General features: G+C 73.4%; 12 protein-coding genes. 9 read left to right on the forward strand and 3 right to left on the reverse strand.

Annotated features, from left to right (window positions below):
• Positions 1 to 18: 18 nt before the first annotated feature.
• Entirely contained in the window at positions 19 to 300 is a 282-nt protein-coding gene (locus WDV06_RS09395) for an Lrp/AsnC family transcriptional regulator (protein WP_344153804.1), read from the reverse strand.
• Positions 297 to 1,019: a rhomboid family intramembrane serine protease gene (locus WDV06_RS09400; RefSeq protein WP_395509181.1), complete on the reverse strand. Its 723-nt coding sequence runs from the start codon at positions 1,017 to 1,019 to the stop codon at positions 297 to 299. Before WDV06_RS09400 ends, WDV06_RS09395 begins: the two co-directional genes overlap by 4 nt.
• Positions 1,020 to 1,144: 125 nt before the next feature.
• On the opposite strand from WDV06_RS09400, the gene WDV06_RS09405 reads away from it, so the two are divergent.
• The 7 genes from WDV06_RS09405 (at position 1,145) to WDV06_RS09435 (ending at position 9,759) form a co-directional block, all read left to right on the forward strand.
• Entirely contained in the window at positions 1,145 to 1,387 is a 243-nt protein-coding gene (locus tag WDV06_RS09405) for a hypothetical protein (RefSeq protein WP_042813634.1), read from the forward strand.
• 39 nt (positions 1,388 to 1,426) lie between these two features.
• On the forward strand, positions 1,427 to 2,791 hold the full coding sequence (locus WDV06_RS09410) for an NYN domain-containing protein (RefSeq protein WP_395509231.1): 1,365 nt from the start codon (positions 1,427 to 1,429) through the stop codon (positions 2,789 to 2,791).
• 254 nt (positions 2,792 to 3,045) lie between these two features.
• Positions 3,046 to 4,098, forward strand: coding sequence for a C40 family peptidase (locus tag WDV06_RS09415; protein ID WP_395509182.1), 1,053 nt, complete (start codon positions 3,046 to 3,048; stop codon positions 4,096 to 4,098).
• Between the two features lie 239 nt (positions 4,099 to 4,337).
• Entirely contained in the window at positions 4,338 to 5,393 is a 1,056-nt protein-coding gene (locus WDV06_RS09420) for a C40 family peptidase (RefSeq protein ID WP_395509183.1), read from the forward strand.
• 25 nt (positions 5,394 to 5,418) lie between these two features.
• Entirely contained in the window at positions 5,419 to 6,543 is a 1,125-nt protein-coding gene (locus tag WDV06_RS09425; RefSeq protein ID WP_395509184.1) for a hypothetical protein, read from the forward strand.
• A gap of 347 nt (positions 6,544 to 6,890) precedes the next feature.
• A complete protein-coding gene (locus WDV06_RS09430) occupies positions 6,891 to 8,033 on the forward strand; it encodes a glycosyltransferase family 4 protein (protein ID WP_395509185.1) in 1,143 nt (380 codons plus the stop codon).
• 109 nt (positions 8,034 to 8,142) lie between these two features.
• A complete protein-coding gene (locus tag WDV06_RS09435) occupies positions 8,143 to 9,759 on the forward strand; it encodes a GMC oxidoreductase (protein WP_395509186.1) in 1,617 nt (538 codons plus the stop codon).
• 12 nt (positions 9,760 to 9,771) lie between these two features.
• Here the strand turns inward: WDV06_RS09435 and WDV06_RS09440 are convergent, their stop codons facing one another.
• Positions 9,772 to 11,568 carry an AMP-dependent synthetase/ligase gene (locus WDV06_RS09440; RefSeq protein ID WP_395509187.1) on the reverse strand — a complete coding sequence of 599 codons (1,797 nt, stop codon included), beginning with the start codon at positions 11,566 to 11,568 and terminating at the stop codon, positions 9,772 to 9,774.
• 253 nt (positions 11,569 to 11,821) lie between these two features.
• Between WDV06_RS09440 and WDV06_RS09445 the strand changes: the two genes are divergently transcribed.
• Both WDV06_RS09445 and WDV06_RS09450 read left to right on the forward strand, forming a co-directional pair.
• Positions 11,822 to 12,604: a metallophosphoesterase family protein gene (locus tag WDV06_RS09445; RefSeq protein WP_395509188.1), complete on the forward strand. Its 783-nt coding sequence runs from the start codon at positions 11,822 to 11,824 to the stop codon at positions 12,602 to 12,604.
• Positions 12,605 to 12,720: 116 nt separating this feature from the next.
• Entirely contained in the window at positions 12,721 to 13,167 is a 447-nt protein-coding gene (locus WDV06_RS09450) for an SRPBCC family protein (RefSeq protein ID WP_395509189.1), read from the forward strand.
• The last annotated feature ends 392 nt before the right edge of the window (positions 13,168 to 13,559 follow it).

The following is a 13,559-nucleotide window of genomic DNA, read 5'->3' on the forward strand; positions in this document are numbered from 1 at the left end:
TCGGGACGGGGAGCGGACCTACGCGTCCAGGCCGATGGCGAAGGCGGCTTCCAGGTCGTGCTGGGAGTACGTGCGGAACGCGACGTGCGTGTCCGTGGCCTCGACGCCGGGGATCTTGCTGATGCGGCCGGGGATGACGTCCGCCAGGTTCTCGTGGCGGGCCACACGGACCAGTGCGATCAGGTCGTACGTACCGGTGACGGAGTAGACCTCGCTGACGCTGTCCAGCTGGGCGATGGACTCGGCGATCTCGGGGATCCGGTCCACGCTGGTCTTGATGAGCACGATCGCGGTGATCACGGTTGGCTGTCTCCCTCGCCGGCAGTCACTGGTCGCCTCACTCTAGTCGTACGGCGATAACGCGCCCAGGCGTAGCAGAACCCCACGGAGAAGCCCACGACGTGGGCGAGGTAGGCCACCCCCGGCCCGCTCCCCGCGCGGTGCGCGGCCAGCCACTGGAGCCCGAACCAGAACAGCAGCACGATCCACGCCGGGAACCGCAGCGGCAGGAAGAGCAGGAAGGGGAACAGGGACGTCACCCGTGCCCGGGGGAACAGGCACAGGAAGGCGCCCAGCGCCGCCGAGATCGCGCCGGACGCCCCGACCAGGGTCTGGTCCGAGGAGGCGTTCGCCGCCGCGTAGGCCGCCAGGGCCACGTAGCCGGTGCAGAGGTAGAAGACGAAGAACGCCGGCCGCCCCATCCGCTCCTCCGTCATGGCGCCGAAGACGTAGAGGAAGAGCATGTTCCCGAGCAGGTGCAGCCAGCTGCCGTGGACGAAGAGCGCCGTCAGCGGGGTCAGCAGCGGGCGCGCGGCGCCCGAGAACAGTTCGTCGGGGACCACGCCCCAGTGCCGGAAGTAGGCCGTACCCGTCGCCAGCAGCCGCTCGCCCGTCCCGAAGGACGGGTTCAGGCCGGAGGCCGGGCTCGTCAGGAACGCCACGCAGCAGCCGGCGATCAGCGCGTACGTGACCACGGGGCCCCGGGCGGCCTCGCGCACGGCCCGCCACTTTACGATCATGCGACAGAGCATGACGCAGGCGGACCCCCCTGAGGGTGGTGCCAGGCCGTAGGGTTACGTGCTGCGGTCCGCCGACCGCCGCGGAAGGCTTTAATTGAATGAGTTACGAAGGAGAGAGCGGCCTGATGACGACGGTTCCCCTGCCGACCGACACCACCCGGTGGCGCTGCACCCTGTGCGGCAACCTCACGCGGTTCGATGTCACCCGATCGTCGAAGGTGGTCGAGTACGTCCACCTCGACCTCGCCGGGGAGCCCAAGGTCGAGGAGCGCGAGGTGGTCAGTGAGACCATCGAGTCGGTCCGCTGCCGCTGGTGCAACGCGGTGGACCAGATCGAGCTCGTCGACAGGCCGGGCACCGACTCCTGAGGGAGCCGGGCCCACAGGAGATCACGGTAGGGGTGACGGATTGTGGAGCCAGCAAGCGGCGACGGGCCGGCCGACGGCGCCCGCGACGCCGCGGAGGTCCTCGACCGCCCGCTGCCGGAAGGCGTGCGGCGCCGGGTCGTCTCGCTCGTCTCGGACGCCTTCGGCGGCCTGACGGTCGCAGACCTCCCGGCGCAGCTGCGCCAGTACGCCCGGTTCACCCCGACCCGGCGCGCCAAGTTCGCCGGCAACGCCATGGCCGCGGCCGTGGAGAGCGACGGGGTCTTCCGCAGCCGGGTCGCGGAGAAGGTGCGCGAGGCGCAGCCCGAACTGGCAGGGGCACTGGAGTCGGGTGCCCCGCCGGCCGCCGCGGACCCCCTGGACGTGGCGGCCGCCGCGTACGTGCTGCGTCCCGCCGGGTGGGTCAAGCTGGTGGCCGCCGCGGGCGAGGAGGCGCAGCGCGCCGACGCCGAGCGGGTGGACGACGAGACCCGGCGCGAGCTGGAGCGGCTCCGCGGGGAACTGGCCCAGCTGCGCGAGTCCCAGCGCAGCGGTGGTGAGCAGGTGCGGGCCGAGCTGGACGCCGCCCGCAAGGAAGCGGAATCGCTTCAGCGCAAGCTGCGCAGCGCCCTGAGCGACGTCAAGCGGGGTGAGGCGGCCCTGCGCAAGCTCGGTGCGGAGATCGACGGGATCCGCGGTGAGGCGGCCGCGCAGGTGGCCGCCGCCGAGAGCGAGTCCCGGCGGCTGAAGTCCCGGCTGGCGGAGGCGGAGTCCGCGCTGGAGACGGCGCGCCGGGCCACCCGCGAGGGACGCAGCGTCGAGGACATGCGGCTGCGGCTGCTGCTGGACACCGTGCTCGACGCGGCGGCGGGGCTGCGCCGCGAGCTGGCGCTGCCGCCGGTGTCGACGCGTCCCGCGGACACCGTGGACGCCGTGGAGCCGGGCCGGATGACCCCGAAGGACATCGCGGCACGGGCCCTGTCGGAGACCGATCCGGCGCTGCTGGACCAGCTGTTGGCGCTGCCCCAGGCGCATCTGGTGGTCGACGGCTACAACGTGACGAAGACCGGCTATCCGACGATGCCGCTGGAGAAGCAGCGGCTGCGGCTGCTGGGCGGGCTGTCGATGCTGGCCGCGCAGACCGGGGCCGAGATGACGTGCGTCTTCGACGGGGCGGAGCTGGCGGCGCCGGTGCTGCTCGCGCCGCCGCGCGGGGTGCGGGTGCTGTTCTCCAAGGCGGGGGTCACGGCGGACGAGTTGATCCGCCAGCTGGTGCGTGCGGAGCCGCCGGGCCGTCCGGTGGTGGTGGTCTCCACCGACCGCGAGGTGGCCGACGGGGTGGCGAAGGCGGGCGCCCGGCCGGTGGCGTCGGCGCTGCTGCTCAAGCGGCTCGCGCGTGTTTCGTAGCGCTTGGCGGCTTGTGCGTCCGATGTAACCACTGTGTGGGATGCCCGGATTGACGGTGCGTGGAGAAGACGTACCGTCAAGGGGGCGACACGCAGCGTGGGCCCCGGGTAAAGAAGCCGGAAGGCGGGCGGATTTTTACGTTCCGGGATTTGAAGTGATCACGGACGGGTCACTAGGGTCTGCTCAAACCTTCGTTCGGTAGGTCACTCATTCGGAGTGTCGACGGAGGTGTGCTGCCGAAGGAGCTCGCGTCCGTGGCGTCCCACCGTCGACCCAAGCCGCCGACCCGCACCCGCGTGAGCGTCCTCACCGCCCTCGCCACCGCGGCCGTCGCCCTCTCCTCCCAGTCGGCCCTGGCCGCACCCGCGCCGGACAAGCCGAACAAGGACGAGGTCAAGACCAAGGTCGACGGCCTCTACGAGGAGGCCGAGCAGGCCACCGAGAAGTTCGACGCGGCCAAGGACCGCCAGGACAAGCTGGAGAAGGAGATCGGCTACCTCCAGGACCAGGTGGCCCGCGGCCAGGCCGACCTCAACGACCTGCGCAACACGCTCGGTTCGATGGCCACGGCCCAGTACCGCGGCGGCGGCATCGACCCGTCCGTGGAACTGCTGCTCTCCGGCGACCCGCAGAAGTACCTCGACAACTCCTCCACCCTCCAGCAGCTGAGCGGCCGGCAGGTCGAGGCGATATCCAGGATCCAGGCCAAGCAGCGGGAACTCGCACAGCAGCGCGCGGACGCCACCGCCAAGCTCAACGACCTGGCCGCCGTCCGCAAGGAGCTCGCCGACAACAAGGCCGCCGCCCAGAGCAAGCTCGCCGACGCCCAGGCCCTCCTCAACTCCCTGACCGCCGAAGAGCGCAACCGGCTGAAGAGCGACGCGGCCCAGGACGGCGCCGCCTCCGCGAAGGCCGCCGGCGGCGGGACGGCCGCCAAGCCCGGCGCCGCCAAGGGCTCGGGACGGGCCGGAGCCGCCCTCGCCGCCGCCATCACCCAGGAGGGCGACGCGTACCACATGGGCGACACCGGCCCCAACTCCTGGGACTGCTCGGGCCTGACCCAGTGGGCCTACGCCCAGGCCGGCGTCAGCATCAGCCGCACCACCTACACCCAGGTCAACGACGGCACCCGCATCGGCCGCAGCGAGCTCCAGCCCGGCGACCTCGTCTTCTTCTACAGCGACCTGCACCACGTCGGCCTCTACGCGGGCAACGGCCAGGTCTTCCACGCCTCCAACCCGACCGGTGGCGTCCGCTACGAGGCCATGAGCAACATGCCCTTCCAGTTCGGCGTCCGCGTCGGCTGACCCGGACCCCGTCCCCGGGACGCGCCGTACACCGCCCATCCGGGCGAATTGCGCGGACCCGCACTGACCCCGCGCCCCGCCCCTGACCTGTGTCAGAGGCGGGGCGCCGGTGTACCGGGCCCCCGGCGGTCGTTGGCCGGTGCGTGGCCGCGCGACTACTGTCTGCCAGCGCGGAACCCGGCACACGGCCGTCCTCGGGGGCGGACCCGGGCCCGCGCAGCGGAAGGGAGCGGTGCCACGTGGGGTCCCATCGCCGGCCCGGGAGCGGCGGCCTCGACCGGAACGCCAGGGTCACCGTCCTCACCGCCGCCGCGGCCACCGCCGCCGTGGCCATGACGGGCGCACCCGCCAGTGCCGCCCCAGGCCTCCCGCAGGATCCCGCCAAGAGCTCCCGCGCCCAGGTCGACCAGCTCTTCGAGGAGGCCGAGCAGGCCACCGAGAAGTTCAACCGGGCCGGGGAGAAGGCCGACGCGCTGCGCGCCGAGATCGCCCGCGCCCAGGACGCCGTCGCCCGCGCCCAGGACCGGATCAACACCATGCGCGGCGTCCTCGGCACCTTCGCCGGCGCCCAGTACCGCTCCGGCGGCCTCGACCCCACCGTCGAGCTGATGCTGTCCGAGGACCCCGGCGCCTACCTCGACAAGGCCGCCGTCCTCGACCGGCTGAGCGGCCGCCAGGCCCGGCAGCTCGCCGAACTGCGCGAGGAACAGCGGCGGATCGGCCGGCAGCGCCAGGACGCCTCCCGCAAACTGGCCGAACTGGAGGCCCTGCGCACCGAGGTCGCCACCCAGAAGCGGGCCGTCACCGCGAAGCTCGCCGCCGCCCGCAGGCTCCTCGACGAGATGCCCTCCGAGGAGCGCGCCGACTTCGAGCGGGCCTCCCGCTCCGGCGGCCGCGCCGACGCCCTCCCGGACCTGCCCGGCCTGCCCGCCGGCGGCGGCCACGCCTCGGGCCGTGCCATGGCCGCCGTGATGGCCGCCCGGGCCGCGGTCGGCAAGCCGTACGTGTGGGGCTCCACCGGCCCCTCCGGCTTCGACTGCTCGGGGCTGATGGTGTGGTCGTACCGGCAGGCGGGGGTCTCCCTGCCGCGCACCTCGCAGGCCCAGCGGTACGCCGGCCGGCGGGTGCCGCTCTCGCAGGCCCAGCCGGGGGACCTGGTCACGTACCGTTCGGACGCCAGCCACGTCGGCATGTACGTCGGCAACGGCCAGGTGATCCACGCCCCCTACCCCGGCGCCCGGGTCCGCTACGACCCCGTCGGGATGATGCCGGTGTCCTCGGTCACCCGGCCCTGAGGAGCCGTCTGCGTACGATCGGCGGATGGATCCCGCCCGCCGTGCCCTCGTACGCCTGCTCGCGGCGGCCCCCTGCGCGCTCGCGGCCGTCGCCGGGTGCTCGGCGCCCGCCCCGCCCGTCGACGCGGCCGTACGCCGGGCCGTCGCCGACTGGGCGGCCGCCCCGCCGCAGCGGCTCTCCGGGATCCCGCTGGAGGGCTGGTCCTACGAGGTCACCTCGGTCCGGCAGGAGGGCGCACGGGCCTTCGCGCACGCCGAACTGCGCTACCGGCTCGCCGGCTACGACAGCGCCCCCGCCGGGTCGGCCCGCGAGCTGGTGCTCACCCGCGACGGCAGCCGTACGACCTGGCGGGTCGCCGCCGAATCGCCCTCCCCGGGGGCACCCCGGCAACTGTGGGACCAGCCGGGCCCGGTCGCCGTCGTACGGGGCGCCCACTGCCTCGTCCTCGGGGCCGGCCAGAGCCGGGAGACCCTGTCGGGGATCGCCGCCGAGGCGGACCGGGCCGTCCCCGCGGTGAGCGCCGCCTGGCCCCGGCCGTGGGCGGGCCGGGTGGTGGTCCTGGTCCCCGGCACCCTCGACGCGATGGCGGCCCTGCTGGGCCGGCCCGCCGACACCTACCGCGGACTGGGGGCCGTCACCACGGGCGCCACCGGCGGCGGCCCCGCTCCGGCGGACCGGGTGGTCGTCAACCCGGAGGGGTACGCGCAGCTGTCCCGGGCCGGCCGGCAGATCGTCCTCACCCACGAGACCACCCACGTCGCCACCCGCACCGCCACCACCGCCCGCACCCCGCAGTGGCTCTCCGAGGGCTTCGCGGACTGGGCCGCCTACCGGCAGGACCCCCCGGCCCCGGCCCAGGCCGCGCCCACCCTCGCGCGGGCCGTCCGGCTCGGCGACCTGCCCGCCGCCCTCCCGGCGGACGAGGCCTTCGCCTTCGGCGGCGACCAGGACGCCACGGCCCGGGCCTACGAAGGCGCCTGGCTGGCCTGCCGGCTCATCGCCGCGCGCTGGGGGGACGCGGCCCTGGTCCGCCTCTACGAACTCGCCGGCCGCGAACCCCTGCCCACCGCCCTCGACCAGGCCCTGGGCACGGACCCGGCCGCTCTGACGAAGGCCTGGCAGCAGGCACTGCGCGAGGAGCTGGCCTAGGGCCTGTCGTCACACTCCCGTCTGCCCCGCGACGCCTGGCACGCTCCCCCGAGCTCTTCGAGCAGGGGGTGCCCCCACTCGCCGCACCGGGCGAAAGCCGAGTACGTCCAGTACGCGGGCTTCCGCCCGGCGCACCGAGAGCGCGCTCCCCCAAGCTCTCGACTTCGCTCGACCAGGGGGACCCCCATGACGCCGCGGGGCCGCCCTGCGGGCGACGACGGGAGTGTGACGACAGGCCCTAAGCCCTGTCGTCAAGGTCCCGTCCGCCCCCCGAGGCCGGGGCCGGCCCCCGGGGCGGGCGGCGCCGCTGTGCGGGCGCCCCCCGGCCGTCCGGTACGTTGGCGGGGATGCACAAGACGCTGATCGTGACCAACGACTTCCCGCCGCGCCCGGGCGGCATCCAGGCCTTCCTGCACAACATGGCCCTGCGGCTCGACCCCGAGCGGGTCGTCGTCTACGCCTCCACCTGGAAGCACAGCGCCGAAGGCCGCGCGGCCACCGCCGCCTTCGACGCCGAACAGCCCTTCACCGTCGTACGCGACCGCACCACGATGCTGCTGCCGACGCCCCGCGTGACCCGGCGGGCGGTGTCCCTGCTGCGCGAACACGGCTGCGAGTCGGTGTGGTTCGGGGCGGCCGCCCCGCTCGGCCTGATGGGCCCCGCCCTGCGCCGGGCGGGCGCGCGCCGGCTGGTCGCCACCACCCACGGCCACGAGGCGGGCTGGGCGCAGCTGCCGGCCGCGCGGCAGCTGCTCCGGCGGATCGGCGAGGGTACGGACACCCTCACCTACCTCGGCGAGTACACCCGCTCGCGGATCGCCTCGGCGCTGACCGCGCCGGCGGCGGCGCGGATGGTGCAACTGCCGCCCGGCGTCGACGAGAAGACCTTCCACCCCGGCTCCGGCGGCGCCGAGGTCCGCGCCCGGCTCGGGCTCAGCGACCGGCCGGTCGTCGTGTGCGTCTCGCGGCTGGTGCCGCGCAAGGGCCAGGACACCCTCATCGAGGCGATGCCGAGGATCCGGGCGCAGGTGCCGGACGCCGTGCTGCTGATCGTGGGCGGCGGCCCCTACGAGGCGGACCTGCGGGCGCTGGCCGGCGCCAAGGGGGTCGCGGACGCGGTGGTCTTCACCGGTGCTGTCCCCTGGTCGGAGCTGCCGGCCCACTACGGGGCGGGGGACGTCTTCGCGATGCCCTGCCGGACCCGGCGGGGCGGGCTGGACGTGGAGGGCCTCGGCATCGTCTACCTGGAGGCCTCGGCGACCGGCCTGCCGGTGGTCGCCGGGGACTCGGGCGGCGCGCCGGACGCGGTGCTGCCGGGGGAGACGGGGTGGGTGGTCCCCGGCGGTGATCCCGCCGCGGCGGCGGACCGTATCGTCCCCCTCCTCCAGGACCCCGCCCTGCGGGCGCGCATGGGCGCGGCGGGCCGGGCCTGGGTCGAGGAGAAGTGGCGCTGGGACCTGCTGGCCGACCGCCTCCGCGAACTCCTGTAGCACCACGGGCCGGGGGCCCGCACCGGCGGAGCGACACGGCTGACTGTCACTCAGATGCGTGGCACCCCGCCGTCTGGCCGCTTCGGCGGAATCCGCTCATCATGCCGCCATGACACCCGAACTGACACGGCGTCAACTCGGCCTCGCCGCGCTCCACACCGCCGCCGCCCTCGGTCTCACCCGCATCGGCCTGACCACCGCCACCGCCGCCGAGGACCCGCCCGCCGCCCGCTACGCCCCCGCCATCGTCGTCGGGTCCGGCTACGGCTCCGCCGTCGCCGCGCTCCGGCTCGGGCAGGCCGGCGTCCGCACCGTCGTCCTCGAAATGGGGAGGCTGTGGGACACCCCCGGCCCCGACGGCAAGGTGTTCCCCTCCACCAGCGCCCCCGACCAGCGCTCCATGTGGTACCGCACCCGCACGGAGGCCCCCCTCGCCACCTTCCTCTGGCTGGACGTCGTCAACCGCGACATCAGCCCCTATCCCGGCGTCCTCGACCGGGTGAACTACGGCGACATGTCCGTCTACGTCGGCCGCGGCGTCGGCGGCGGATCGCTCGTCAACGGCGGCATGGCACCCACGCCCCGCCGCTCCTACTTCTCCGAGGTGCTGCCCCAGGTCGACGCCGACGAGATGTACGGCACCTACTACCCCCGCGCCCGCGCCATGCTCGGCGTCAACTCCGTCGACCCCGACTGGTTCGAGTCCACCGAGTGGTACCGCTTCGCCCGGGTCTCCCGCAAGCACGCCCAGAACACCGGCCTGAAGACCACCTTCGTGCCCAACGTCTACGACTTCGGGTACATGCAGCGCGAAGCGGCCGGCACGGCCCCCCGGTCCGCGCTCGCCGGAGAGGTCATCTACGGCAACAACCACGGCAAGAAGAGCGTCGACAAGACGTACCTCGCGGCCGCCCTCGGCACCGGCAACGTCACCATCGAGACCATGCAGCGCGTGGTCGCCGTCCGCCCGGACCCCGCCGGCGGCTACGTCCTCACCGTGCGGACCAGCGACACCACCGGCAAGGTCACCCAGGTCCGCGAACTCGGCTGCGACCGGCTCTTCCTCGGCGCCGGCAGCCTCGGCACCACCGAGATCCTGCTGCGCGCCCGCGAGACCGGCGCCCTCCCCGCCCTGAGCGACCGGGTCGGGCAGAACTGGGGCACCAACGGCAACGTCATGACCGCCCGCGCCAACCACCTCTGGGACACGGTCGGCGCCAACCAGGCCACCATGCCCGCCCTCGGCATCGACGACTGGGACAACGCGGCCAACCCGGTCTTCGCGGAGATCGCCCCGCTCCCCATGGGCATCGAGCACTGGATCTCGATGTACCTGGCCATCACCCGGAACCCGGAGCGCGGCCACTTCACCTACGACGCCGCCACCGACTCGGCGCGGCTCCAGTGGACCCGGGACCAGAACGCCCCCTCGGTGGCGGCGGCCAAGAACCTCTTCGACCGCATCAACCTCAGGAACTTCACCATGTACCGCTACGACCTGTTCGGCGACAACAAGGCCTTCGCCGACACCTTCACCTACCACCCGCTCGGCGGCTGCGTCCTCGGCGAAGCCACCGACGGTTACGGCCGGGTCAAGGGCTACCGGGGGCTCTACGTCACCGACGGCTCGCTCGTCCCCGGCTCGCTCGGCGTGAACCCGTTCGTGACGATCACGGCCCTCGCCGAGCGGAACATGGAGCGGATCCTGGCCGAGGACCCGCGTTAGGGGGTGCCCGCGTCAGGAGCGGTACAGGGCCTCGATCTCGTCCGCGAAGTCCTTCGCCACCACATTGCGCTTGAGCTTCAGCGACGGCGTGATGTGGCCCGACTCCTCCGTGAACTGCGAGGGCAGGATGCGGAACTTCCGCACCGACTCCGCCTTGGAGACCGCCGCGTTGCCGTCGTCCACGGCCTTCTGGACGGCGGCCATCAGGTCCGCGTCCTCGCGCAGGTCCGCCGCCGTCGACCCGGCCGGCTTGCCGTTCTCCGCGGCCCACCGGCCGAGGAACTCCTCGTCGATGGTGACCAGCGCCGCCACGAACGGCTTGCCGTCGCCGACCACCATGCACTCGGCGACCAGCGCGTGGGCCCGGATCCGGTCCTCGATCACGGCGGGGGCGACGTTCTTGCCGCCCGCCGTGACGATGAGCTCCTTCTTCCGGCCGGTGATCTTCAGGTAGCCGTCCTCGTCGAGGGTGCCGACGTCACCGGTGTGGAACCAGCCGTCGGACATCGCCTCGGCGGTGGCCGCCTCGTTCTTCCAGTACTCCTTGAAGACGTGCTCGCCGTGCACCAGCACCTCGCCGTCGTCGGCGATGCGCAGCACCGAGCCCGGCAGCGGCTGGCCGACCGTGCCGATCTTCTGCTTGTCCCACGGCAGGAACGCCGTGGCCGCGCAGGTCTCCGTCAGGCCGTAACCCTCCAGCACCGTGAAGCCGATGCCGCGGAAGAAGTGGCCGAGCCGCTCGCCCAGCGGGGCGCCGCCGGAGATCGCGTACTCGCCGCGGCCGCCGAGGACGGCGTGCAGCTTGCTGTAGACCAGCTTCGAGAAGATCCTGTGCTTGAGCTTCAGGCCGAAGGACGGACCCGAGGGCAGGTCCAGCGCCCGGCTGTACGCGATCGCCGTCTCCGCGGCGGCGTCGAAGATCCTGCCCTTGCCGTCGGCCTGGGCCTTGGCGCGCGCCGAGTTGTACACCTTCTCGAAGACGCGCGGCACGCCGAGGATCAGCGTGGGCCGGAAGGACTGGAGCTCGTCGGTGAGGTTCTTGATGTCCGGCACGCAGCCCAGCCGGATCGGCGCCAGGACCGCGGCCACCTCCACCAGGCGGCCGAAGACGTGCGCGGCGGGGAGGAACAGCAGCACGGAGCACTCGCCGGTGCGGAACAGCGGCTTCAGGCGCTCGACGACGTTGCCGCACTCGGCGAAGAAGTTGCGGTGGGTCAGCACGCAGCCCTTGGGGCGGCCGGTGGTGCCCGAGGTGTAGACGATGGTGGCCGGATCGTCGGCGTTCGCCAGCGAGCTGCGGGCGTCCACGTCCGCGTCCGGCACGCCGGCGCCGGCGGCCTTCAGCGCGCCGAACGCGTCCTGCTCGATCTCCCAGACCTCGCGCAGCTCCGGCAGCCGGTCGCGCAGGGCCGCCACGCTCGCGCTGTGCCCCGGGCTCTCCACGATGGCCGCGACGGCGCCGGAGTCCCCGAGGATCCACTGGATCTGCTCCGGGGAGCTGGTCTCGTACACCGGCACGGTGACCGCGCCCGCGCTCCAGATCGCGAAGTCGAACAGGACCCACTCGTAGCGGGTGCGGGAGATCAGCGCCACCCGGTCGCCGGGCTGGATGCCCGCCGCGATCAGGCCCTTGGCGGCGGTCCGGACCTCGGCGAGGAACTCCGTCGAGGTCACGTCGCGCCACTGTCCGTCGACCTTGCGGCTCATGACGGCGGTGTCTGGGTGCTGGGCGGCGTTGCGGCGGATGAGATCCGTCAGGTTCCCGTCCGACGGGACCTCGTACAGGGCCGGAAGGCTGAACTCGCGCAAGACTGCTGCTCCTCTGGGCGCCATCGCCACCGTGTGGACCGACCGGACGTTACCCACCGGTAGTGGGTTCCCGATAGAGGGAACCGGCCAGATGTTCCGTGCGTCACATTCTGGACTTCGCCGTGCATCGCGTACGTCGCCACAGCGCTGCCGACAGTAGTCGACCGCCTCCAGGACTCGGAAGTAACCGCAGGTCCGGCCGCCTGCGAGCCCCCCTCTACCCGGCGGCCGACGACACCCCTAGGGTGGCCGCATGGGTGGCAGCAAGAGGCGTACACGGGTCCACGTCGTCAGCGACGTCCACGGCAACACCGAGGCCCTCGCGCGGGCCGGCGACGGCGCCGACGCCCTCGTCTGCCTCGGTGACCTGGTCCTCTTCCTGGACTACGCGGACCACTCCCGCGGGATCTTCCCCGACCTCTTCGGCGTCGAGAACGCCCACCGGATCGTCGAACTGCGCACGGCGCGCCGCTTCGCCGAAGCGCGCGAATTCGGCCGCCGGCTCTGGGACGGGCTGGACAGGGACCGGATGATCGAGGACGCCGTCCGCCGCCAGTACGCCCAGATGTTCGCGGCCTTCCCCACCCCGACGTACGCCACCTACGGCAACGTCGACGTGCCCGGCCTGTGGCAGGAGTACGCCGGACCGGGCACCACCGTCCTCGACGGACAGCGCGTGGAGATCGGCGGCCGCGTCTTCGGCTTCGTCGGCGGCGGCCTGCCGTCACCGATGCGCACCCCCTACGAGGTGGACGAGGACGAGTACGCCGCGAAGGTCGAAGCCCTCGGCGAGGTCGACGTCCTGTGCTCCCACATCCCGCCGGAGGTCCCCGAACTCTGCTACGACACGGTCGCGCGCCGCTTCGAGCGCGGCAGCAGCGCCCTGTTGGCCGCGATCCGCCGCACCCGGCCGCGCTACGCCCTCTTCGGCCACGTCCACCAGCCGCTGGCGCGGCGGATGCGGATCGGCGGCACGGAGTGCGTGAACGTCGGCCACTTCGCGGCGACGGGACGGCCGTGGGCCCTGGAGTGGTGACCGCGCGCCGCCGGGCCGGGGCCCCGCAGTGTCGGCCCCCACACGCGCGGTAGCCTTCACGCGGCGGGAGGCCCCCGCACCCTTGCCGAACACTCTCCCCCGGAGGAGCGACCGCGATGGCGGAACACACCAGCTCTAGCATCACGATCGAGGCCTCGCCGGCCGCGGTCATGGCCGTCATCGCCGACTTCGCCCGCTACCCGGAGTGGACGGGCGAGGTGAAGGAGGCCGAGGTGCTGTCCACCGACGCCGAGGGCCGCGCCGAGAAGGTGCGGCTGCTCCTGGACGCCGGCGCGATCAAGGACGACCACACGCTGTCCTACAGCTGGAAGGGCCAGGACGAGGTCAGCTGGACCCTGCACAAGTCCCAGATGCTGCGGCAGCTGGACGGCTCCTACCGCCTCGCCCCGCTGGACGGGGGCCGTCGCACGGAGGTCACCTACCAGCTGACCGTCGACGTCAAGATCCCGATGCTCGGCATGATCAAGCGCAAGGCGGAGAAGGTCATCATCGACCGCGCGCTGGCGGGCCTGAAGAAGCGGGTCGAGTCGACCTCCTCCTGACCCGCCGCCGACGCCGCAGCGCCGCCCCCGTCCGGCGGCCCCCGGACGGAGCCGCGCGCGACGCCCGCACGGCCTCAGCTCCGCCCGAAGGCCGCCCAGCGCCCCCCGGCCTGCCAGCATCGGCCCCCCGGCCCGCCGGCCCGCCGGCACTGGCCCACGGGCCTGCGGGTACCGGCTCACGGGTCTGCGGGTACCGGCCCGTCGGCCTGTCGGCACCAGCCCCCGGGTCTGCGGGGACTAGCCAACGAGTCTGCGGGCATCGGCCCCGGGCCTGCGGGCATCGGCCCCCGGGCCGGCTGGCATAGGCCTGTCGGCACCGGCCCCCGGGCCTGCCGGCATCGGCCCGTCGGCACTGGCCCACGGGCCTGCGGGTACCGGCTCACGGGTCTGCC

It is taken from the genome of Streptomyces racemochromogenes, assembly GCF_044129415.1.
GTDB classification, from domain to species: domain Bacteria; phylum Actinomycetota; class Actinomycetes; order Streptomycetales; family Streptomycetaceae; genus Streptomyces; species Streptomyces racemochromogenes_A.